The organism is Rhizobium sp. 01L419 (assembly GCF_056400025.1).
Genome location: NZ_JBFTSM010000031.1, coordinates 24,564 through 43,685, shown reverse-complemented (window position 1 = coordinate 43,685; position 19,122 = coordinate 24,564). Strand labels below are relative to the sequence as shown.

Below are 19,122 nucleotides of genomic sequence, written 5' to 3'. Positions count from 1 at the left end.
AGCACGGCGCGCGATCGCGGATCGCTTGACCTTGTCGCAGACGGCCGTTCCCTTAGTCCGTCGCTCCAGCCGAAACCAACACCTTTATAAATTCCTCGTCGCCGGTTTCGCGCGCGAAAGAAAGCGCGGTTTCACCATGGGGCCCCTTGGTATTAGGGTTTGCTCCGTGAGCAAGGAGGGCGGCGACCACATCAGGCCCGTTATCTTGATTGTTGGCCTGTTCAATGAGCGGCGTCCACCCACGGACATCCTTCGCCTCGATATCAGCCCCCTTGTCGTTGCTGGCTCAACTGAAATTGAACTGCATCTCACTCGCCCCACGGATCAATGAGATTGATACCGACGCCCTCGAAATCCTTGATGTTGCGTGTCGCGAGAACGAGGCCGTGTGCAACTGCGGTGGCTGCGATCAGGCCGTCCATCGACGACATGCCTCGACCGCGCCGCTTGGCTTCGCCCATCAGGTCACCCCAGGCCAGAGCAACACGTTCGTCCACCGGAATGACACGGTGCTCGAAACGTTGTGGCAGATCAAGGGCGAGCCACTCGACCAGAGCATCGCGCTTTCGGCCGTTGTCCATCAGCGCAACGCCACGACGAATTTCCGCAATCGACACAACACTGATAAAGGAGCGGTCTTCGTCAAGTCCATCCAGCCATGCGAGAACGCGGCCTTCGGGGCGCGGCTTTGTCACTTCTGACAGAACATTAGTGTCGAGCAGAAGTCTCACAGCGACAGATCACGTGGGTTGTCGCGTTGACGCTCGAGGTCAAGTTCGGCGCCCCGTAGTGGCGACTCCATCAGAAACTCAGCAAGCGTACCCTTGCGTGCGGTCTTCCGCTGCCATTCTTCGGCAGAGACCACGACGACGCTTGGCTTGCCGTTTCGGGTAATAGTCTGCGGCGAGGATTGCGCGCGGTCGATGACTTCTGAGAGTTTCGCCTTTGCATTGGCGACGGTCCAACTTTTTTCATCATACGGTGATGGCTGCATTGCACGTTCCTGACCATAGTGACTATAATGACTATATAACCCGATGCCGGATCAATGGCAAGTAGCTTGAGGGGCGATGAGGCTCCTTCTATCCGTGAGCGGGCTGCTGCTCCCGCTTTCATCAACAGTCAGTAGCCGGAGCACCGATGCGGCACTCCCTGTGTCCTGCCAACAAGTTTTGCCAAACCGCCAATCTTAGCTACCGCTTGGCCATGGGACCGCGACGTTGAACGATCCTGCGGCGCCGCAGGATCGTTCAACCTGGAAGCGCGCAATCCGGACTAGTCATCGTGTGTTGGCGGACAGTTCGCCAAGGACACATGAAGGAGTCATCCAATGTCCAGTTTTTCAACTTGCTCGCATCGGGCGTGATGCTTGCCGCAACCATGGGCACCAGCAGCAATGGCAGCCGATAGCACACTGAAATCCATCGTTCTTGTCCACGGCGGCTTCGTCGATGGTTCGGGATGGGAGGGCGTTTACGACATCCTCAATAGTGACGGTTACGATGTCACCATCGTCCAGAACCCGACGGTCACGCTGGAGGATGACGTCACTGTCACGAAATGCGCCATCGCTGCGGCGAGCGGCGGCGTGGTTCTGGTTGGCCACTCCTACGGTGACGTCGTCCTCTCCGAGGCCGGGACCGATCCCAAGGTAAAGGCGCTCGTCGGCGATGTCACGTTGGTTCATCGAAGTGCGCCAAGGCGTTTTCCAATGAACTCACGCAGCTGCGCCGGTCACGGCTTTCCACTGCGCCATTGCGCGGATCCGATGAAGGTGAGTGGCGAGAGCGGAGTTCTTTTGGCGCGGCGGGACGAAAAGATTTCTACCGCTGAAAACACCGACATAAATACCTGCACGCCACCTACGGATCGGAAGCCCTGCATCACGCGTTGCCGTTTTCGCAGAGGCAGATGGGAACAGCGGAATCCGCCGCGAAACTGCAGCCGGTTGAAAGGAACACAGCGGCGAGAAATCCGCAAACGAATGCTTCAACGAGCTTGAGTTTGGGCTGAAACGAAGAGTTTCCTGCCACGTCAGCTACCGCAAATCCGATCATTTGACGATCCCTCCTTTCGCTTTCATCTGGCGCCAGAGTGCGGCGTTTCGTGCGCCGTCGTCCCAGCGACTGTTGAGCCACGGCAACTAGCTATCCAAAGAGCTGGGGCGCGGCGCCCGTTGAGATCGTTGTTGCATAAGCTGATCCTTCGATGAATCAGCGAAAGCATCATACCCAACAGCAGGAAATGTGAGTCAGAGCCCAAAATCGATGACAAAGCGCGTCCCGGGATTAGTACGTTGCCAATCCGGCTCCGTCTCCAGTTGATTGCAGAGAGAGGTAATGAGGCGCACGCCGAGGCTTTCACGGCTCGCCGAGTCGAAATTCTCAGGCAAGCCTTTGCCGCTGTCCTCTACAACAAGACGGAGCATTCCGGTCCCATTTCGCTTGATCGAAACGTCAACCTGCCCGCCTTGTTGATCGTACGCGTATTTTATGGCGTTGGTGACCAGTTCATTGACGAGAAGCCCGATCGTTACCGCTTGATCGGTTGCGATCTCGACATTGTCTCCCGAACACTTGACCGATGTCCCCGGAGCCGACGCCTGGAGCTGTTCACATAGCTCGGCGACAAAGGCATCGAGATTGATGCTCTTGATCGCGTTGTTGCGCCATAACCTGTCGTGAACGGCTGCCACGGTCTGCACCCGATGTCCCGCATCCCTTAGAGCGCGAGACACGTCTTCGTTTCCGGACGCCCGCGCCTGCATGGACAGTAATCCGGCGACGAGGGTTAGAGAGTTCTTGACGCGGTGGCTCGCCTCCTGCGTAAGAACCTCCTGGTGACGTATTGCTTCACGCAACTTCGCGCTCCGTTCCTCACGCTGGATGGCGACACCCAGGATCGACGCAAAACTCTCCATGAAGGCGACGTCGGCTTCGTCGAATTTACCATCGCTCGGGCTGTCGACCTCCATGACACCGTAAGGTTTTTGCTCGGTGCGGATGATGACGTTGAGGGCCCGCATGATCCCATGCTCGATAAGGAGCGTCGGCGTCCGAAAGCGTTCCTCGTTCGCAAGATGGTTGGAAATCACGGCCTGCTTCGTGTGGAAAGCGTAGCCAGCCGGGCTCTCCAAATCGTCGCCGACGCGCGCCCGACCGACGACACCGTCTTTCCATCCCACGCCTGCCGCGACCAGGAACCCTTGGCCGTTCCCGAGATGCTCCATATACTTTGCCTGGGTCGCACCGACACCGAGCGCCGACAGACGAACGGCCTCTTGTAACAATTCCGGCAAACTCTCGTTTTTCAGGGCGAAGTAGCCGAACTCGGCCGCCGTTCGCTGCTGTCGTAGCCGATAAGATAGTTCATCGGCGGTGGGACGCTGGTCGGGATTGGGGGAGGGCTCTTCATGGAGGTCGGGTTCGGACAATCGACGGGCCTTTGCTAGGAGTGAAACTTTCCTGTCGCCCCAAAGTTCCTGAGCGGAAGAAGCGGACATTAGCGGTTCGTCATGTGCTTGTCATGCTGCATCGTGGACTCCTCCCACCCTCGCGATTGCGGTGCAGTAGCGATCGACATCAGTCTGGCGATGGGCGAGTGAATTCGGATTATCGAACTGAAGCGCTTCCCGCTCTCATGCTGTCGAGGCGCTGATCTTGACTGCGAAGCCTTCATCACCATCTCAAGCTCAACCCCCGGAGCTGCGAGATGGATGATTTGATCCTCACAAAGGTGTTCGACGACGACATGATGGAAATCTTGCCTCCTGAACCGAAGAAATGCCCCTCCGGTTCGGTGTCGTCGTGCGATTGCTGCGGACGTCCGGCCGTGATCGACGAGGACTGTTGCGGCATCTGCGAAGAGTGCCTGTCGCCTTGACCCGCACTGTCGAAGCCGTGAAGGTCCTTGAGCACCACCCCAGTTGCAGCATTCGAGACAACGTCGGAACAACGCTCTCGCCTAAGTGTTGAGTTGGACCCGGCTTCGGTGAGGCCTGTCTCGCGCGTTATAGGCAAAACGATGGGCCAAACTCGACCTCACTCGAAACCCGTCGTTCTCATAGTCGAGGACGAACCCCTTATCGGGATAATTGCCGTGGATTTTATCGAGGCGGCGGGGTTCGATGTTGTCGAGGCGGCAAATGCTGATATCGCTGTGTCAATCTTGGAAGCTCGGACGGACATTCGGATAGTCTTTACCGATATTGACATGCCGGGGTCCCTCGACGGGATAAAACTCGCTGCGGCTGTTCGCGACCGCTGGCCGCCCATCGAGATAGTCATCGTGTCGGGGCACAAACGCATTGAAGAACTGGTTTTGCCAGAGCGTGCTGTGTTCTACCCGAAACCTTATGACCTTGATGTCGTTGTAGCGACGCTGCGGCAGATGGCAGGCGACGGGAAAGGTATGTCGCGGTGAGGACGTATTGCTTGAAGACCCAACAATCTTAAAGTCGCTACAAAAAAAAGCGCGATCCGATCGGCCGCGAAGGCTTTGGAACGATCGGTGCCTCCTTGTAACGGTTGTTTAACCGTTCCATCGCGCTACCCACGACCAAGCGTAAAGGTCTTCCTATTTCCGCATAAGCGACGCGATCCCGGTTGCATCTTTTAAACCCCGTTGCAACGAAACGGAGCATCTCAATCCCCCGTTTGTGGCCTTCGAAAGCGTAATCGATCCACCATACAGCTGGATAAGCTCGTTAGCGATCGTCAATCCAAAACCATCACCGGGAACAGCTTCATCCATGCGCTTACCGGGGAGGAAGGCTTCCGCCATTGTGTCTTGCGCCATGCCTGGACCGTCATCTTCGACTATGATCACGATCATGCTGCCTTCGGTTCTACCCGACATTTGGATGACGCCTGCTGCCCACTTGAATGCATTGTCGATCAGATTGCCAAGAATCTCATCCACATCCTCTTCGGTGCAGGCAACAAACATGTCTGGATCGATATCGCAACGGACAGTGATGCCTCGGTCGGCATAAATCCGCGTCATGACAACAAGGAGATCGTCGATACGAGGTTTGATGGCGGTGCTGAGACCACTCCCCCCGGCCGCGGTCTTCCGGGCGCGGGCGAGATGATGGCGAATGCGCCGGTCGATCCGGTCGACCAGGCTGCGCATTTCACCATCAGGGTCGTTTTCTGGATTCAGCGCGAGCGAAAGACTTGTGACCGGCGTCTTGAGCCCATGAGCAAGATTGGCAAAGTGCAGGCGTGTGTCGGCGAGCCGCTGCCGGTTCTGATCGACCAGGCGGTTAATTTCCTGCGTTACGAGACTCAACTCTTCGACGTCGACATCTGCCAGGCGCGGCAGATTGCCGGCCGTGATTTCCGAGATGCTCGATGTCAGTTGTCGAAGAGGGCGCAGACCGTAACCAACCTGGAGCAGGATGCCCGACACCAGAACGGTACCCAGAAACGTCATCGCGGGGATCAACCACAGAAGCGCACGCCTTGCCGGGGCGGTCAGCGCCGATTGGGGCGCGGTAACGGCGATCTCAGCTGTCTTACCGCCGATGTTCGCCGAAGCGACGCGCAGGTAGAGCTCCCCTCCTTGGAATGGCATGTGATCGGTCGGCTGTGGCGCCCCACTCAAGACATGTCGCCAATCCAACGGACGGGGAGGGCTGTCGATACTTTGACCAGCGAGTGACCTTGAGGTGATGAGAACTTCGCCGGCCGAAACCTGCCAGTACCACCCGGCGCCCCTGCGGTCGAATGGCGGGCCGTCCAACGAAGTTCTGAGAGCCAGCGTTCCGTTCGCGTTGAGGAAAAGGCTCCCTCGCAGTCCGTCGATTTGGGTATCCAGCCGTTGATCGATCTGCTCGCGAACGACACCTGCGACGATCAGATAGAGAATGACGGAAGCAAAGATAACAGTCGCGGTGACGAAGACGAGCGAGAATCCGACCAGCCGCCGCGAGATCGACGGCCGCGTGTACAAGCCGAGACCATTCATGACGCAGCCGTCAGCATGTAACCGCGCCCACGAACCGTTTCAATCAACTCCGCCCCGATCTTTCGGCGCAGCCTCGCAATGATCACCTCGATCGAGTTGGAATCAACTTCGGCATCGCCCTCGTAGACCCTCTCGATCAGCTCGCGCCGATCGACGATGATCTCCTTTCGAAGCATCAGGCAGGATAAAACCCGCCATTCGAGGGCGGTGAGTTTCAACGGCAAGCCGCTGAGTTCGAACGTGCCGAGCTGGGCATCGAATGCCACGGGTCCGCATGTAATCTTCGAGCTGGCGTGACCGGCCGAGCGCCGGACGAGTGCGCGAAGTCGCAGCACCAGTTCCTCGACCTTGAAAGGTTTTGTGAGAAAGTCGTCCGCGCCCGCCTTGAAGCTTTCAACTTTGTCAGGCCAGCCGTCACGTGCCGTCAGCATCAGGACCGGAAAGGTGCGGTCGGCGGTCCGCCATGCTTTGAGAACGGACACGCCGTCGATCTTGGGCAATCCCAGATCGAGAACCGCAATGTCGTAGATCTCGGTAAGGCCGGCATGCTGGGCATCCTCACCGTTATGGGCGATATCGACCACAAAGCTTTCCGCCCGCAGGCTGGCGGCAATTCGCTTGGAAAGGTCGTTATCGTCTTCGACAAGAAGCACGCGCATCTGTGGTCCGTTTCTGTCTGGATGGCGCCATTGCTAAGCCAGCAAGGCTTAACTCAACCTGAACCGCAAGGTTCAGGTCCGTGGTGGTACCACACTGATAAAACTCTCCCGTCAAACCAGAACAGGAGATTTCCATGTCAACCCTGGACCAAAACACCCCCGCCAATCATCACGAGGCCGAGGCCGGCAAGCACCCGCATCCTAAGCCACCTCACAGCCACCGAACCCGTCGCCTGGCGCCGTTCGGGGTAACCGCTTTTGCCATCCTGGCGCTCGGAGCTGCCGCCGGCGCCGGCGCAATGAAACTGACCCGTCCAAGCATGGAGCTCGCCCCCATGACGCCGGTCGCGATCTCGGCCATGCCGGATTGGAGCCTGGTGACCGTCAAGGGAAAGGTAGCCGAAGTCTTCGGCAACAAGTTCATCGTTCAGGACGACAGTGGACGGGCCCTGGTCGAGACTGGGCCGGCCGGCGAAGGCGGCAAGCTCGTGGGGCTCAATGAAGCCGTCAGTGTCCAAGGCCGATTCGAACGCGGCTTCCTGCACCCGAGCTTCATCGTTCGGCAGGATGGCAGCGTCGAGGCACTCGGACCGGCTGGCGGACCGCCGCGTCACGGCCCGCTGGAAGACTTGCTCCGTCACGGCAAGCCCTGACGAATTGGGGTCCTGACACCCGGTGCTAGTCGCCCGGAATTTTGGGATCCGTTTTCCCGTTCCCAGGGTCCATCACATCGAAAACAACCCGAGCAAGAGAGACGGGCATGCAAACCATCTCAAGGACAGGCCTGACCGACCGATCGTTGGTGGCGCTTGCATTTCTCAACTTCTTCCTTGCCGATGCGCGCGATGGCCTTGGCCCGTTTCTCGACGGTTTTCTAGCGACCAACGGCTGGTCACCGATGACGCTCGGTATCATCGCTACGCTCGGTGGAGCGCTTGGCATGGTGGCGACGCCGCTGTTCGGCGCATGGGTCGATGCATCCCGCCGCAAACGCATGCTGATTATCGTCCCGGTCATATTTGTCACCGCAGCGGCCTTGTGGACGCTCGCCAGTCCAGGCAATGCATCGGTTTTCGGTGGCCAGTCGGCCACTGCAATCGTCGGCGCCATCGTCGGACCTGCGCTGATGGGGGTGACACTGGGACTCGTCGGTGAAAGGCAGTTTTCGCATCAGGTGGCGAGGAACGAGCTCTGGAACCATCTTGGTAATGTCGTTTCGCTTGCCGGCATATACGTGGCCACCGTCGCCTTCGGCCTGAACGGAGTGATCGGCCTTATGGTCCTGACCGCAATCGCCGCCGTCGCGGCAGCGATTGCGATAGATCCCAAGAGGATCAATCATGATGTCGCGCGGGGCCTGGCGCATGATGATGGTGCGCCCGGTCCGTCCGATTACTCTGTTTTGATCGGCAGCAAAGGTCTCATCCTGCTCGCCGTGACGCTGATGATCTTCCACTTCGGCAATGCGCCGATCAGTCGCTTGATTGCCCAGGATTTCTCCATCCAGCTTGGCACCCCATTCCGGACCACGGCGGTGACCACATTCGTTTCGCAGCTCGCCATGATCGTCATGGCGCTTGCGGCACCCCTCCTCATCCGCCGCTTTGGCCTAGCAAGCATTTTCACCATCGGATTGCTGGCCCTGCCAATTCGCGGCGCGATTGCCGGCTCCTTCACGGATTTTGCCGTCATCTTTCCGGTACAGATCCTCGATGGCATCGGAGCCGGCCTGATCGGCATCGCAACTCCGGTCGCGGCGGAACGGATCCTGGCCGGGACCGGACGTTTCAATGTGGGCCTCGCCGCGGTGATGACGGTGCAGGGGATCGGGGCGTCGCTCAGCAATATCGTTGCCGGCTGGCTGACGGACATGGGGGGCTACGGGCTCGCCTATTGGGTCCATGGCGGAGTTGCCGTGCTTGCATTCGCCACCTTCCTGATCGGTCGAGACAGTATTGCTCCGCCGAAAAGGACGATATGGATGCTGCGGCCCGTCGCTAATGGCGATGTGTCGGCGCCAGCTCTAAAATTCGGTTTGGAAATACGATGAACGCACTGACCATGACCTGGGGCATAGCCGGGTTGACCGCCCTGGGTGTGATTACGTGGCCTTTCGCTTGGAGCCATCTGGGCGATTCTCGGCGCGGCGCTTCTGGTTGCCATGGGACTGATTGGTCCAGGCGATGCCTGGGCTGGTGTTGCCAAGTGCTTCGACGTCCATCTGTCTCTGATCGGTATGATGTTGCTCTCCGAGCTCGCACGTCAGGAGCGGCCGTTTGAATGGCTGGCTTCTATCGCCACCGCTTACGCCAAGGGATCGCCGAAGCGCCTGTTCGTCCTCATCTACGCGGTTGGTATTGTCGTCACGGCATTCCTGTCAAACGCCGCTATCCGACAAACAGATCAAACGGAGGAAACGAAAAGATGGACTGGCGCGGAGAGTTTCGAGACGGTCTTGCAAACCTGGTTGATCAAGGGGTCGTTTCGGGAGCTAAACAGGCCGAAGTCTTTCAAGCCGCGATGGAAGAAATCGAGCGTTTGCGGATTGCCAATTAACGTCATCCCGACCCTGCAGACGACGTTTCGGCAGAGCTGTTGAAGAGCCGGCAAATGACTGGCCGGCCGCAAGTGTCTAAGGAAGAAACGGCGGCCCGCCTGTCGAGAAAACAGATGGCTGGTCATCCTATCCTATGATCTGTTTCTTCACAGCGGCGCCAACGGAATATTTTGGATCGACGAAGTTGCCAAGGCGTACGATGCCGCACTGGCTGAGCAGCATGTAGGCATCCCATTTCTTCACGTTTTAAGCCAGGCAGATCGCATAATGGATCGACGGGAACTCACGATCTACTCGTGGTGATCAGGTGCAAGGCAGAATTGCCCCTTGTAACCGCTGCTGCTGACAGCTTGCGATCGAATGTCGCCAGCTGGCCCCCGCGCGCCTTGGCTAGCGCAAGCAGGTAGGTGTCAGTTACCTGCCCCGATGTTAGAATTTTCGTGGGAGCGATATCACCTGACCCGACAAGGCTCACATCGTCCGGCCAAAAACTGTGACCGGGGAGCGACCGCAATTTGCGGACAATTTCCATCACGAGTGACGGTGAACCGGGAGAGTTGGGATATTTGGGATTGCCGACAATCCGGATGACACCATTTTCTGTAATGGGGCAGGTAGCCCACGCGGTCTGACCCATCGCCGCGAACCATTCGTGGGCATCATCATGAGCTACATGGCCCGGATCGATCAAGGCAATCAGCACATTGACGTCGAGCAGGAAAGTCACGGCAGTTCGTCACGCATGGCGTTCACGATTTCCAGTGTCACTGGCGGCGTATCCGGCCGAGTTGACAGGAGAGGAATGCCATTGCGCTCGCCGCTGCTGGGCGGTCGGCGTAGAGAATGTCTCGCCAGCTCAGAAATGACCTCGCCGACGCTCCGGTGCTGCTGGGTTGCCATCGCTTTTGCGGCGATCAGCACATCGTCGTCGATTGCCAACGTCGTTCTCATATCCGCCTCATCGCGCATCAATCATCACGCATCATATAAAGCAGGTGGTCGGCCTTCTCAAGGTGGTACCGAAAGACGCACCATTGCGCCAATCTGTTCACCGGCGAAAACGGTTGAAATCACATTCTCAAATCCGTGCGCAAACCACGGGTCTCCGGTTCGAACCTGTTCAAGGCGACAGGCTCTGTGTAAAACAGAGGTCTATATACAACGGTCAACGCTTACGGCGATCGCAACATCTCGCAATATGGTAGCGGCGATCAAGAACAGGTGGATGCCGTAAGTCCGACTTCAGCTTCGCCGCCGCGGTCTTTGTGAAGGACGCCACTGAATCGACCCAGCTGGTACATGATTTTTCGAAATTCTTGGTTCTGTTTCCTGGTCCAGCGCGGAATTATATCCAGCGTGCGATAAGGAGAAATTCGATGAACTTCCAAACCATCATCGCGGCTACCTGCTCCACCCTTTCAGTTTTTGCCGGCTTGACTGGTCTTCCGAGAGACGGCCAAGCCGAACCGCTTGTAGTCGAGGCAGATATCAACACGAGTAAACCCGCAGCAGATATACCGGACACCGAATTGACACGCGACGCGACGCGCCTCGTTCGCGAGGCGGAGGGCGACTTTCTGTTCGAGCACTCTGTCCGCGTCTATCAGTGGGCCGAGCTGGCGGGCAGACGCAAAGGGCTCATCTTTGATCCTGAGCTACTATATGTGGCGGCTTTGTTTCATGACTTTGGCCTGACGGACAGGTACGGTCAGAGCCATCTTCGCTTCGAAGTCGACGGCGCAAACGCCGCACGCGATTTCTTGCGCGGCCACGGCGTGCCGGAAGTTTCACGCGAGAATATCTGGCTTTCGATCGCGCTCCACACGACAAATGGAATTTCCGCCAATCTTTCCCCGACCGCGGCGTTGCTTGCCGAAGGCGCCAATATGGATTTAGTTGGAGCTGGCTACGATAACTTCACGACCGCCGAGCGTAACGCAGTCGAGGCGGCCCATCCCCACCGGCCACACTTTGCCGATGACTTCATGGAGATTCTCTACAAGAGCCTTGGGCATCGTCCGGAGACGACACAGGGCACCGGGCTTGCCGATGTCATGGCTTATAAAGATCCTACCTTTCGCCGCAGGGACTTCAGCAATTTGATGCGCAACTCGAAATGGGCTGTCGGCGATTAGGCGGACAGGCAGAAGTTCCGAGCTTCCACAAAAAGCAAACTCAAGGAGTTCATGATGACATTCGAAACCACTAATCCAAATCCCGAACAAAGGGATGCATCCGTGATGGCGTGGCGCGTCCATAATTTCGGCTCGCCAGAGGTTATGAAATTCGAGCCTGTCCCGAAGCCGGTGCCTGGTCCAGGCGAGGTTCTGATAAGGGTCAGGGCCGCTGGAGTGGGGCCATGGGATGGATGGATCAGGGCCGGCAAGAGCGCCTTGCCTCAGCCCCTGCCGCTCACGCTCGGCTCTGATCTATCCGGCGACGTCGTTTCCATCGGCGCCGATGTGGCCAGTCTTTCGGTTGGGGACGCGGTCTATGGCGTAACCAATCCGAGATTCATCGGCGCATATGCGCAATATGCGGTGGCGTCGGCGGAGATGATTGCTCGCAAGCCTGCAACGATCAGCTACGCTGATGCCGCCTCAGTACCGGTGATCGCCGTCACGGCGTGGCAGGGCCTGTTTGATCAAGCGCAGCTCGTCGCCGGGCAGAAGGTGCTGATCCACGGCGCCGCCGGAAATGTCGGCGCTTATGCCGTGCAGCTGGCTAGGCGTGCGGGTATCGAGATCATCGCCACTGCTGCCAGGAGAGACTTCGCCTACCTCCGTGAACTGGGCGCGGATACTTTGGTCGACTATCACAGCGAGCGCTTTGAAGACGTTGCCCGGGATGTGGACGCTGTCCTTGATCTCGTCGGCGGCGACACCCAAAAGCGTTCGTTCCAGGTCCTGAAGCACGGCGGCAAACTGATCTCGGCTGTCTCACCACCCGACCAGGATCTTGCAAGTGAGCATGGGGTTGAAGCCGCGTTCTTTCTTGTCAGCGTCGGAACCGAGCAGCTGAAGAAGATCGCCGAGCTGATCGACGATGGCGCTTTGAAGACGCGTGTCGGGACGATCCTCCCGCTTGAGCATGCGTACGAGGCTCATCTGATGCTGGACGGGGTGCGTAGTGCGCCAGGGGGCAAGATTGTTCTCTCCGTTTAAGCTAACTGCCCTACAAGATCTCGTAGAGCTGGTTCAGGGTAAAGCGGGCAAGCGTGAGTGACGTATCGCCTCGAGCAGTCGATCACAGGATCGGTCGAGATTCTTCATCGGCGTCGTCGCGACGCCGAGAAGGAGCCCGGATGCCGCGTCGTCGGACGACAGGTACCAGGCCGACAGCGGCGATGGCGACATTCCAAAGCTGAAAGCTGCGCGAGCAGCTGCCACGTCTGATACATCCTCGGGCAATCTCAGTAAGACGGCCAAACCGGTCGCCTCGGCCCTATCGATACCAACACGCGACCGCAGGTAATCCAATAGCGCCTCTTGCCTGGCTGCGTAGGCGCGCTTGGTTCGGCGCAGATGGCGGATATAGTGACCCTCCTGCATGAACTCCGCGGTGGCGACCTGTATCGCAGGTCCAGGGGCCGGCGCCAGGCAGGCTGCCATCTCGGAGAACCGGCCGACTAGATCGGCCGGCGCGACAATGAAACCGAGCCGTATTGCCGGGCTGATCGTCTTGCTGAACGAGCCGATGTGGATGACGCGCCCGCCCCGGTCGAGTGATGCCAGCGCCGGCGCGGCGCGTCCCGTCAACTGAAGCTCACTCAGATAGTCGTCTTCGATGACCCATGCGCCAGCGTTGCTGGCCCATTCGAGGAGACCAAGACGTCGATCAAGCGACATCGTCGGCCCGAGAGGGGCTTGCTGCCCTGGAGTCACAACGGCAATCTTGGCGTCGGGATGCTGACGCAATCCGAAATCAATATCGATGCCATCCGCATCGACGGGAATTGGTGCGAGTGAAAGGCCGGAAAGCTCAAGGCCTTTTCTTGACCAAGGGAATCCCGGATTTTCGACCCAGGCGGCATGGCCAGCCAGAGCAAGGACGCTGAGCGCTAAGCCGAGGCCCGCGCCGAATCCACCGGTGATAATCACCTGCGAGGGCGAGCAGTTTATCCCTCGGGCGACGGCGAGGTAGGAGGCGATTTCGCGCCTGAGCTCGAACTCACCGCGCGGATCGGGATAAAGAGGCAACGCACCTGCCTTTGTGCGGGCAGCCTTCGCGTGGATGCGTGAGAACAACGTCGCTGGGAAGGTGTCGGTTGCCGGGACGCCCATCTGGAAGAACGCCGGTCCCTGCGTCATCTCCAGATAGGTCTCCAGAAACGAGCCTGCCTGTGGCAGAGGGTCGCCTTTTTTGACCGCATGAGGGCGCTGCGCAACCCGGGTACCTGAGGCTCGGGACGCTTCGATCAGTTGTGCGGCGGCGAGTTTTGCGTATGCAGTTCGAACCGTTCCCCGCGCGACACCGAGTTGGGCAGAAAGATCCTGCCATGACGGCAGGCGTGCGCCGGGCACCAACACCCCGCTTTCCATAGCCACGGCCATCGCTTTTCGGATTTGCTCCGATAGGGACGTTTTGGCTGACCGATCGATATTAAAGTTCAATGGCTTGTTCATGAGCCATGGTACAGGATTTTGCTTCGTTCTTGGTACTTTATTCTGATCTTCCGGCTGGCCATCTTTCCAGCATCAGAAGGAGAAACCCATGAAAATCCGCACCATCCTCCCCGCGATCTGCGTCGCACTCGCCTTTACTCTTGGCGGGCATACCTTTGCCCATGACGGCCAGGTCGAAACGGTCATACCCAAATTCGATCAGGCGATTGGTAATATCCCCGGTAAGTCGTTTCGTGTCGTAGAGGTCGATTATGCACCGGGCGCAGCATCGCCGGCACATAGCCACGCCAAATCCGCCTTCATCTACGCCTATGTGCTTGCAGGCGCGATTGAATCGAAGGTGAACGACGGCCGAACCAGGATCTACAAGGTCGGCGACAGCTGGTTTGAACCACCCGGTGCGGTCCACTCGGTGAGCCGCAACGCGAGCAAGACGAAACCAGCCAGGTTGCTCGCCGTCTTCGTTGTCGATGCTGACGAGACTACCCTTACCACCCCGATCAAATGAATGGGATCCGGGCGCTGACCAATGAAGCGGTCGGACCACAGCCATATCGCTCCACAAGGCACCGAGCCGCGCGGCGCGATATCCCAAGTCATGCTGAGCCGCCTAGCCAGCCGGGTGCTATTTATCGACCGGTCTCGCAGCAAAGGAGATACTGATATGAACACAGACGAGCTTTCCAACTTAGGAATTCCTGGCAGCAAACTCAGTCGCGATGTGACGCAGTTTATTCGCGACACGGAGGGCGACCTGCTCTTCCATCATTCTGCGCGCGTCTTTTGTTGGGGCGCCATAACAGGACGCCGCAAAGGCATGACCTTCGATCCCGAGCTGCTCTACACGGCTGCGATGTTCCACGACATCGGCTTGACGGCGCACTACGAGAACAGCCAGCTGCGCTTTGAGGTCGATGGGGCCAATGCTGCCCGGGATTTCCTCAAGAGCTACGGCGTCACCAACAACGACCTGCAAATCGTCTGGAACGCGGTCGCTCTACACACGACGCCGGGCATACCGGAATTCATGGATCCCGAGATCGCGCTGCTTCATAGCGGGGCCGGCATGGATGTGGCCGGCCGCGGCTATGATCAATTCACCGATGAGGAACGGCAGGCCGTTGTCAAAGCTTTTCCGCGTGAGGATAACTTTAAGCACGGGATCATCGACGCGTTCTATCACGGCATGAAGCACCGGCCCCACACCACTTTCGGCACCTTCAATGATGACGTGCTGGCATTCAAGGACCCGAAGTTTCAGCGGGTCGATATGTGCAGCGTCATCCTGGGTTCAAGCTGGCCCGGCTGATTCCGGCGGCGAATACTGGTTCAGGAAACCGACCGCGTATTACTATAGGGCCGTGCGCCAACAAGGAAATGCCGCCTTATCCGGTGGCGAGAGTGGCTTCTGGATTTAGTCTCAGGAGCCAGCTTATCGTTTTCGATCTCCTCGTTGGTTTCAGTCGCCGATGTCTTCATCTTGGGCGGTCCCCGTCGAGGGTCCGGCGATATCGATCTAGCTTCGCTAAGATTGCTGTCCAAGAACACCGTGATTGTCGCAGGACACTTTTTCCGAGCGATTGGCTGCTATTTTAGACAGAGAAATCTCTCTGAAAGGTGGCGTCGCCTTAACGGATTTTGCTGATCGAGGTGATATTCGACCAGCATGACCGAAGAACCGCTTGCCCGTTACCACCGCCATCGTTTTCCGGCCGAGATTATCGCCCATGCCGTGTGGCTTTATTACCGATTTCCGCTGAGCCTCCGCGATGTCGAAGACCTGCTTGCCGAACGCGGGATTGCAGTGTCGTTTCAGACAGTGTCGAAATGGGTGGTGAAATTTGGCCTCAAGTTCGCTTATCAACTCCGGCGGCGATCACGCGGCAACTTTGCCGACAAATGGCATCTTGGTGAACTTGTGGTATCGATCAAGGGCAGGAAATACTGGCTGTGGCGTGCCGTCGATGCCGAAGGCCTTATTCTCGATGCGCTTTTACAAAGCCGTAGGAACAAGAGCGCTGCGCTGCGGCTGATCCGCAAACTGCTCAAAAGCCAGGGTGCCACGCCGAGGGTGATGGTCACCGACAAGCTGCGCTCCTATGCTGCCGCGAAAGCTGAGTTGATACCCGGCGTTGAGCATCGATCGCACAAGGGGTTGAACAACCGCGCCGGAAATTCTCATCTTCCGCTGCGGCGACGAGAGAGGCGGATGATGCGCTTCAAATCGGCGCGGCAATGTCAACGTTTCGTTTCGGTTCATGGCCAGGTCGCCAACCTCTTTCATCTCCGTCGGAAACATCTCACTGCCGCAGACCACCGCCAACTCCACGCCAGCGCCGTCAGCACCTGGCGTGAAATCGCATTGTCGACCGTGCTCTGAAATTCGGGACGCGTGCCTTGCCCGCGGCTACGATCCGTAAAGGCGACGCCACCTTTGGGAGCTAGATCGCGCAACAGATGCTCCTTAATGGACCGGATGGCAGGCGCCGAGGCGTGAGGGTTGCACCGGCCACTGGCTGCTATAGATCGACGTCCGCCGCCCGATGACGGGCGCTCCCCCGTTTTCGCCTGACAGTTCTAGTGCTGTCCGTACCGCAATCTGTCTTTCATCCGCGGAACTGCGAAATCCAGAAATGCGCGCAACTTGAGTGGCACCTGGCGCTGACCGGGATAAATGAAGCTGACCGGGATGGCAGGCGGAGCGTGAGCGTCGAGAACGGTCACAAGCTTTTTCGCCTCGACCAGCTCATCGGCCAGGTAAGACAAAACGCACGCAATCCCCCCGCCGGCCAGCGCGGCGCTCAACGCTGCCTCGATCGAGTTGACGAGGAGGCGGCACGGCACCTCGACAGTCCGGCGCGCGGTGCCGGAGCCGAACTCCCAGCGCGTTCCGGTTGCCAGCCCCTCATAGCCAATGCAGCTATGCGCGGCCAGATCCGCAGGATGTTCCGGAACGTGCCGATCCGCGAAATAGGATGGACTGGCGCAGATGACCTGGCCGAACGAACCGGCGCGCAAGGCGATCATGCTGCTGTCTGGAAGTTCGCCGACGCGAAGCGCAAGATCGACGCCTTCCTCTCCCACGCTGATCTTGCGGTCGGTGAGTTGAACGCTGACGCGGATGTCGGGGTATTCGCGCAGGAATTCGGCAACGACCGGCATCACATGAACGCGCCCCAGAACCTGCGGCACGCTGACCGTAAGCAAGCCGCGCGGCGTCTCGTATTCGCCGGCCGCATCGCGTTCCGCTTCGGCCAGGTCTTCGAGGATCCGTCGGCAGGAGGACAGATAGGTCTGCCCGGCCTGCGTGAGCGTGAGCTTGCGATTGCCCCGCACCAGCAGGCGAAACTTCAAATGGTCTTCGAGCTCGGACACCCTTCGACTCACCGTCGCCAGGGGAATACGCAGCCGCCTGCTGGCCGCCGACAGGCTGCCCGTTTCCACGGCCGCCAGAAATATCGTCATTGCCTCGAGGCGATCCATAGCCTTCCAACTGCGAAAGGATGCTTCTCGTTTTTAACGGCTGCTGCTCAGCTTTGGAAGGGTTTATTTTAAACCATGCCAAGGAAGGGTTGCTGCCATGAACCTCGAAACCATCAAGACGAAGAGTGCTGAAGGCGTCCTGTTTGCAGAGATCGACGCACCGCCGATGAACCTGATCGGCCCCGAACTGGTTCGGGATCTCGTATCGCTGATCGAACATGCCGAGAGCGACCCTGACATCAAGGTCGTCGTCTTCCGCAGCGCCGATCCCGACTTTTTCATTTCCCACGTCGATGTGACCCGCGTCAGCGAGTATCGCAACGAGGCCGCAAGGCTCGCAGGCGAACCCTCCATCGGTCTCCTGTTCCGCCACCTCAGCCAGAGCCGCCTCATATCGATCGCCCAGATCGAGGGTCGCGCCCGGGGCGCCGGAAGCGAGTTCGTCCTTGCCTGCGACATGCGCTTCGCGGCCCGGGGTGCGGCGGTCTTCAGCCAGATCGAGGCTGCCTTCGGCGCGCTTCCGGGCGCCGGTGGCGTCCAGCATCTGGCCCCGCTTGTCGGCCGCGGGCGCGCGCTGGAGATCATGCTGTCCGCCGAGGATTATGATGCCGATACCGCCGAGCGCTACGGCTGGATCAATCGGGCGCTGCCGCCCCTGGAGCTTGCCGATTTTGTGACCGCGCTGGCCCATCGCATCGCGCGCTTCCCGGCTGCGGGGCTCGCCGCTATCAAGGATCGGGTGAACGCCGCCACCCTTGCGCCGATCGAGGACTTCCGGCGCGACTCCGACCTCTTCGGCGAAAGCCTGCGCCATGAAGAGGCCGGACGGCGCATTCGACGCGCATTCGAGCACGGCTTTCAGACGCGAGACGCAGAGCTTAGCCTTGCCCCCTTGCTGGGCTCACTGGATCAATGAGAGGATCGACCGATGTTTACGAAAAAAGACGTTCGCTTTCCCGCAGAGGGCGGTATCGAGTTATCCGCATGGCTCTACATACCGCAGGGCCAGCAACAACCGCTTCCGGCCATCACCATGGCCCATGGCTATGCCGGTACGAAGTATCACGGCATTGATGCCTTTGCCGAAGCCTTCGCAAAGGCCGGTTTCGTGGTGCTGCTGCATGACCATCGCGGCTTTGGCGACAGCGGCGGTCAACCCCGCCATGACGTCAACCCGTGGCAGCAGATCACCGACTGGCGCCGGGCGATCTCGTATCTGCAGCAGCGCCCCGAAGTCGACGAAAATCGCGTCGGCCTGTGGGGAACGAGTTTCGCCGGCGGCCACGCCATCGTCCTCGGTGCGACCGACCGCCGCTTGAAGGCGATCGCCGCCCAGGTTCCAACGATTGACGGATATGCCTCTGGCCTGCGCCGGGTACCCTCGGAAAAAGTGGCCGATCTCGAAGCGCTGCTGGCCGCCGACGACCTTGCCCAGCTTCGCGGCGAGCCGCCCGCGATGCAGGTGATCGTCAGCACGGAGGCGGATCAGAACTCGTCCTACAAGGCAACCGACGCCGTGGACTTCTACCTGAAGAAAGCGCCCGCCGGAAAATGGGAAAACAAGGTCACGCTGCGCTCGACCCGCTGGGCCCGCATGTATGCCCCCGGCGAATGGATAGACCGCGTCTCCCCCACCCCGCTTCTGATGATCGTGGCAGAGCACGACCATACCGCCCCGACCGACCTCGCGCTCAAGGCCTATGAGCGCGCCCTGCATCCCAAGCGTCTCGTCATGATCCAGGGCGGCCACTTCGACCCCTACGAGCGGGAATTCGAGACCGCCTCGGGAGCTGTCACCGACTGGTTCCGGTCCCGCCTTTGATAGATT

At 59.0% G+C, this 19,122-nt stretch carries 23 protein-coding genes and 4 pseudogenes; 15 read left to right on the top strand and 12 right to left on the bottom strand.

Features of this window, described 5'->3' with window-relative positions; genetic code table 11:
* The coding region (locus AC1DUP_RS34960) for a hypothetical protein (protein ID WP_477837067.1) at positions 1-331 on the top strand (331 nt) is incomplete at its 5' end.
* On the opposite strand, the gene AC1DUP_RS34955 is transcribed toward AC1DUP_RS34960, so the two are convergent.
* Together AC1DUP_RS34955 and AC1DUP_RS34950 are read right to left on the bottom strand one after the other, a co-directional pair.
* A complete protein-coding gene (locus AC1DUP_RS34955; protein WP_113310518.1) occupies positions 309-731 on the bottom strand; it encodes a type II toxin-antitoxin system VapC family toxin in 423 nt (140 codons plus the stop codon). The genes AC1DUP_RS34960 and AC1DUP_RS34955 overlap by 23 nt on opposite strands.
* Complete coding sequence (locus AC1DUP_RS34950) at positions 728-994, bottom strand: type II toxin-antitoxin system Phd/YefM family antitoxin (RefSeq protein ID WP_113310519.1); 267 nt, start codon at positions 992-994, stop codon at positions 728-730. The genes AC1DUP_RS34955 and AC1DUP_RS34950 overlap by 4 nt, the downstream gene beginning before the upstream one ends.
* Positions 995-1,396: 402 nt before the next feature.
* Here AC1DUP_RS34950 and AC1DUP_RS34945 point away from each other — a divergent pair.
* Positions 1,397-1,666 (top strand): annotated as a pseudogene (locus tag AC1DUP_RS34945) (alpha/beta fold hydrolase); the annotation flags it as partial.
* Positions 1,667-1,717: 51 nt separating this feature from the next.
* Here the strand turns inward: AC1DUP_RS34945 and AC1DUP_RS34940 are convergent.
* From AC1DUP_RS34940 to AC1DUP_RS34930, 3 genes and pseudogenes are all read right to left on the bottom strand, one after another.
* Positions 1,718-1,917: pseudogene (locus AC1DUP_RS34940) on the bottom strand (IS6 family transposase); the annotation flags it as partial.
* Positions 1,884-2,057 carry a hypothetical protein gene (locus AC1DUP_RS34935; protein WP_477837072.1) on the bottom strand — a complete coding sequence of 58 codons (174 nt, stop codon included), beginning with the start codon at positions 2,055-2,057 and terminating at the stop codon, positions 1,884-1,886. The pseudogene AC1DUP_RS34940 and the gene AC1DUP_RS34935, both read right to left, overlap by 34 nt.
* Before the next feature lie 194 nt (positions 2,058-2,251).
* A complete protein-coding gene (locus AC1DUP_RS34930) occupies positions 2,252-3,502 on the bottom strand; it encodes a histidine kinase dimerization/phosphoacceptor domain -containing protein (RefSeq protein ID WP_113310520.1) in 1,251 nt (416 codons plus the stop codon).
* Between the two features lie 209 nt (positions 3,503-3,711).
* Here AC1DUP_RS34930 and AC1DUP_RS34925 point away from each other — a divergent pair, with 209 nt between their 5' ends.
* On the top strand, positions 3,712-3,882 hold the full coding sequence (locus tag AC1DUP_RS34925) for a hypothetical protein (protein WP_477837064.1): 171 nt from the start codon (positions 3,712-3,714) through the stop codon (positions 3,880-3,882).
* Between the two features lie 141 nt (positions 3,883-4,023).
* Positions 4,024-4,422 (top strand): response regulator, encoded by a 399-nt coding sequence (locus tag AC1DUP_RS34920; protein ID WP_113310521.1) that lies wholly within the window; start codon positions 4,024-4,026, stop codon positions 4,420-4,422.
* 153 nt (positions 4,423-4,575) lie between these two features.
* On the opposite strand, the gene AC1DUP_RS34915 is transcribed toward AC1DUP_RS34920, so the two are convergent.
* Both AC1DUP_RS34915 and AC1DUP_RS34910 read right to left on the bottom strand, forming a co-directional pair.
* Positions 4,576-5,970, bottom strand: a complete 1,395-nt coding sequence (locus tag AC1DUP_RS34915) for a sensor histidine kinase (RefSeq protein ID WP_113310522.1) — start codon at positions 5,968-5,970, stop codon at positions 4,576-4,578.
* Positions 5,967-6,629 carry a response regulator transcription factor gene (locus AC1DUP_RS34910; RefSeq protein ID WP_113310523.1) on the bottom strand — a complete coding sequence of 221 codons (663 nt, stop codon included), beginning with the start codon at positions 6,627-6,629 and terminating at the stop codon, positions 5,967-5,969. Before AC1DUP_RS34910 ends, AC1DUP_RS34915 begins: the two co-directional genes overlap by 4 nt.
* A gap of 134 nt (positions 6,630-6,763) precedes the next feature.
* On the opposite strand from AC1DUP_RS34910, the gene AC1DUP_RS34905 reads away from it, so the two are divergent.
* The 4 genes and pseudogenes from AC1DUP_RS34905 to AC1DUP_RS34890 all read left to right on the top strand — a co-directional run bounded on the left by AC1DUP_RS34905 (position 6,764) and on the right by AC1DUP_RS34890 (position 9,185).
* Positions 6,764-7,282: a hypothetical protein gene (locus AC1DUP_RS34905; protein ID WP_477837061.1), complete on the top strand. Its 519-nt coding sequence runs from the start codon at positions 6,764-6,766 to the stop codon at positions 7,280-7,282.
* 107 nt (positions 7,283-7,389) lie between these two features.
* Positions 7,390-8,679, top strand: a complete 1,290-nt coding sequence (locus tag AC1DUP_RS34900; protein WP_477837059.1) for an MFS transporter — start codon at positions 7,390-7,392, stop codon at positions 8,677-8,679.
* A pseudogene (locus AC1DUP_RS34895) lies at positions 8,676-9,018 on the top strand (SLC13 family permease); the annotation flags it as partial. The gene AC1DUP_RS34900 and the pseudogene AC1DUP_RS34895, both read left to right, overlap by 4 nt.
* Positions 8,910-9,185, top strand: coding sequence for a hypothetical protein (locus AC1DUP_RS34890; RefSeq protein WP_477837070.1), 276 nt, complete (start codon positions 8,910-8,912; stop codon positions 9,183-9,185). The pseudogene AC1DUP_RS34895 and the gene AC1DUP_RS34890, both read left to right, overlap by 109 nt.
* Positions 9,186-9,312: 127 nt before the next feature.
* On the opposite strand, the pseudogene AC1DUP_RS34885 reads toward AC1DUP_RS34890, so the two are convergent.
* From AC1DUP_RS34885 to AC1DUP_RS34875, 3 genes and pseudogenes are all read right to left on the bottom strand, one after another.
* A pseudogene (locus AC1DUP_RS34885) lies at positions 9,313-9,417 on the bottom strand (acetamidase/formamidase family protein); the annotation flags it as partial.
* Positions 9,418-9,469: 52 nt separating this feature from the next.
* Positions 9,470-9,913 (bottom strand): TA system VapC family ribonuclease toxin, encoded by a 444-nt coding sequence (locus AC1DUP_RS34880; protein WP_113310525.1) that lies wholly within the window; start codon positions 9,911-9,913, stop codon positions 9,470-9,472.
* Complete coding sequence (locus AC1DUP_RS34875; RefSeq protein ID WP_113310558.1) at positions 9,910-10,137, bottom strand: CopG family transcriptional regulator; 228 nt, start codon at positions 10,135-10,137, stop codon at positions 9,910-9,912. Before AC1DUP_RS34875 ends, AC1DUP_RS34880 begins: the two co-directional genes overlap by 4 nt.
* A 425-nt stretch (positions 10,138-10,562) precedes the next feature.
* Here AC1DUP_RS34875 and AC1DUP_RS34870 point away from each other — a divergent pair, with 425 nt between their 5' ends.
* Complete coding sequence (locus AC1DUP_RS34870; RefSeq protein ID WP_115039013.1) at positions 10,563-11,321, top strand: HD domain-containing protein; 759 nt, start codon at positions 10,563-10,565, stop codon at positions 11,319-11,321.
* Between the two features lie 51 nt (positions 11,322-11,372).
* Positions 11,373-12,350: an NADP-dependent oxidoreductase gene (locus AC1DUP_RS34865; protein ID WP_477837056.1), complete on the top strand. Its 978-nt coding sequence runs from the start codon at positions 11,373-11,375 to the stop codon at positions 12,348-12,350.
* A 33-nt stretch (positions 12,351-12,383) separates the two neighbouring features.
* Here the strand turns inward: AC1DUP_RS34865 and pdxR are convergent, their stop codons facing one another.
* A complete protein-coding gene (gene pdxR / locus AC1DUP_RS34860) occupies positions 12,384-13,811 on the bottom strand; it encodes a MocR-like pyridoxine biosynthesis transcription factor PdxR (RefSeq protein ID WP_113310527.1) in 1,428 nt (475 codons plus the stop codon).
* Between the two features lie 88 nt (positions 13,812-13,899).
* Here pdxR and AC1DUP_RS34855 point away from each other — a divergent pair, with 88 nt between their 5' ends.
* From AC1DUP_RS34855 to AC1DUP_RS34845, 3 genes are all read left to right on the top strand, one after another.
* Positions 13,900-14,319: a cupin domain-containing protein gene (locus tag AC1DUP_RS34855; RefSeq protein WP_113310528.1), complete on the top strand. Its 420-nt coding sequence runs from the start codon at positions 13,900-13,902 to the stop codon at positions 14,317-14,319.
* Positions 14,320-14,475: 156 nt separating this feature from the next.
* Positions 14,476-15,120 (top strand): HD domain-containing protein, encoded by a 645-nt coding sequence (locus tag AC1DUP_RS34850; RefSeq protein WP_113310529.1) that lies wholly within the window; start codon positions 14,476-14,478, stop codon positions 15,118-15,120.
* Positions 15,121-15,477: 357 nt separating this feature from the next.
* Complete coding sequence (locus AC1DUP_RS34845; RefSeq protein WP_115039015.1) at positions 15,478-16,191, top strand: IS6 family transposase; 714 nt, start codon at positions 15,478-15,480, stop codon at positions 16,189-16,191.
* Between the two features lie 197 nt (positions 16,192-16,388).
* Here AC1DUP_RS34845 and AC1DUP_RS34840 read toward each other — a convergent pair whose 3' ends face one another.
* Positions 16,389-17,294 carry a LysR family transcriptional regulator gene (locus tag AC1DUP_RS34840; protein WP_113310531.1) on the bottom strand — a complete coding sequence of 302 codons (906 nt, stop codon included), beginning with the start codon at positions 17,292-17,294 and terminating at the stop codon, positions 16,389-16,391.
* Positions 17,295-17,391: 97 nt separating this feature from the next.
* Here AC1DUP_RS34840 and AC1DUP_RS34835 point away from each other — a divergent pair, with 97 nt between their 5' ends.
* Both AC1DUP_RS34835 and AC1DUP_RS34830 read left to right on the top strand, forming a co-directional pair.
* The gene (locus tag AC1DUP_RS34835) at positions 17,392-18,210 is read left to right on the top strand and encodes an enoyl-CoA hydratase/isomerase family protein (RefSeq protein ID WP_115039017.1); all 819 of its coding nucleotides are present in this window, start codon (positions 17,392-17,394) and stop codon (positions 18,208-18,210) included.
* A 12-nt stretch (positions 18,211-18,222) separates the two neighbouring features.
* A complete protein-coding gene (locus tag AC1DUP_RS34830) occupies positions 18,223-19,116 on the top strand; it encodes an alpha/beta hydrolase (RefSeq protein WP_113310533.1) in 894 nt (297 codons plus the stop codon).
* Positions 19,117-19,122: the final 6 nt, after the last annotated feature.

What these genes read in the sequence shown, in the direction of transcription:
- AC1DUP_RS34950 (WP_113310519.1), bottom strand. Translation starts at nt 994, where the DNA reads ATGCAGCCATCACCGTATGATGAAAAAAGTTGGACCGTCGCCAATGCA.
- AC1DUP_RS34935 (WP_477837072.1), bottom strand. Translation starts at nt 2,057, where the DNA reads ATGATCGGATTTGCGGTAGCTGACGTGGCAGGAAACTCTTCGTTTCAG.
- AC1DUP_RS34930 (WP_113310520.1), bottom strand. Translation starts at nt 3,502, where the DNA reads ATGTCCGCTTCTTCCGCTCAGGAACTTTGGGGCGACAGGAAAGTTTCA.
- AC1DUP_RS34925 (WP_477837064.1), top strand. Translation starts at nt 3,712, where the DNA reads ATGGATGATTTGATCCTCACAAAGGTGTTCGACGACGACATGATGGAA.
- AC1DUP_RS34920 (WP_113310521.1), top strand. Translation starts at nt 4,024, where the DNA reads ATGGGCCAAACTCGACCTCACTCGAAACCCGTCGTTCTCATAGTCGAG.
- AC1DUP_RS34915 (WP_113310522.1), bottom strand. Translation starts at nt 5,970, where the DNA reads ATGAATGGTCTCGGCTTGTACACGCGGCCGTCGATCTCGCGGCGGCTG.
- AC1DUP_RS34910 (WP_113310523.1), bottom strand. Translation starts at nt 6,629, where the DNA reads ATGCGCGTGCTTCTTGTCGAAGACGATAACGACCTTTCCAAGCGAATT.
- AC1DUP_RS34905 (WP_477837061.1), top strand. Translation starts at nt 6,764, where the DNA reads ATGTCAACCCTGGACCAAAACACCCCCGCCAATCATCACGAGGCCGAG.
- AC1DUP_RS34900 (WP_477837059.1), top strand. Translation starts at nt 7,390, where the DNA reads ATGCAAACCATCTCAAGGACAGGCCTGACCGACCGATCGTTGGTGGCG.
- AC1DUP_RS34890 (WP_477837070.1), top strand. Translation starts at nt 8,910, where the DNA reads ATGGCTGGCTTCTATCGCCACCGCTTACGCCAAGGGATCGCCGAAGCG.
- AC1DUP_RS34875 (WP_113310558.1), bottom strand. Translation starts at nt 10,137, where the DNA reads ATGAGAACGACGTTGGCAATCGACGACGATGTGCTGATCGCCGCAAAA.
- AC1DUP_RS34870 (WP_115039013.1), top strand. Translation starts at nt 10,563, where the DNA reads ATGAACTTCCAAACCATCATCGCGGCTACCTGCTCCACCCTTTCAGTT.
- AC1DUP_RS34865 (WP_477837056.1), top strand. Translation starts at nt 11,373, where the DNA reads ATGATGACATTCGAAACCACTAATCCAAATCCCGAACAAAGGGATGCA.
- pdxR (WP_113310527.1), bottom strand. Translation starts at nt 13,811, where the DNA reads ATGAACAAGCCATTGAACTTTAATATCGATCGGTCAGCCAAAACGTCC.
- AC1DUP_RS34855 (WP_113310528.1), top strand. Translation starts at nt 13,900, where the DNA reads ATGAAAATCCGCACCATCCTCCCCGCGATCTGCGTCGCACTCGCCTTT.
- AC1DUP_RS34850 (WP_113310529.1), top strand. Translation starts at nt 14,476, where the DNA reads ATGAACACAGACGAGCTTTCCAACTTAGGAATTCCTGGCAGCAAACTC.
- AC1DUP_RS34845 (WP_115039015.1), top strand. Translation starts at nt 15,478, where the DNA reads ATGACCGAAGAACCGCTTGCCCGTTACCACCGCCATCGTTTTCCGGCC.
- AC1DUP_RS34840 (WP_113310531.1), bottom strand. Translation starts at nt 17,294, where the DNA reads ATGGATCGCCTCGAGGCAATGACGATATTTCTGGCGGCCGTGGAAACG.
- AC1DUP_RS34835 (WP_115039017.1), top strand. Translation starts at nt 17,392, where the DNA reads ATGAACCTCGAAACCATCAAGACGAAGAGTGCTGAAGGCGTCCTGTTT.
- AC1DUP_RS34830 (WP_113310533.1), top strand. Translation starts at nt 18,223, where the DNA reads ATGTTTACGAAAAAAGACGTTCGCTTTCCCGCAGAGGGCGGTATCGAG.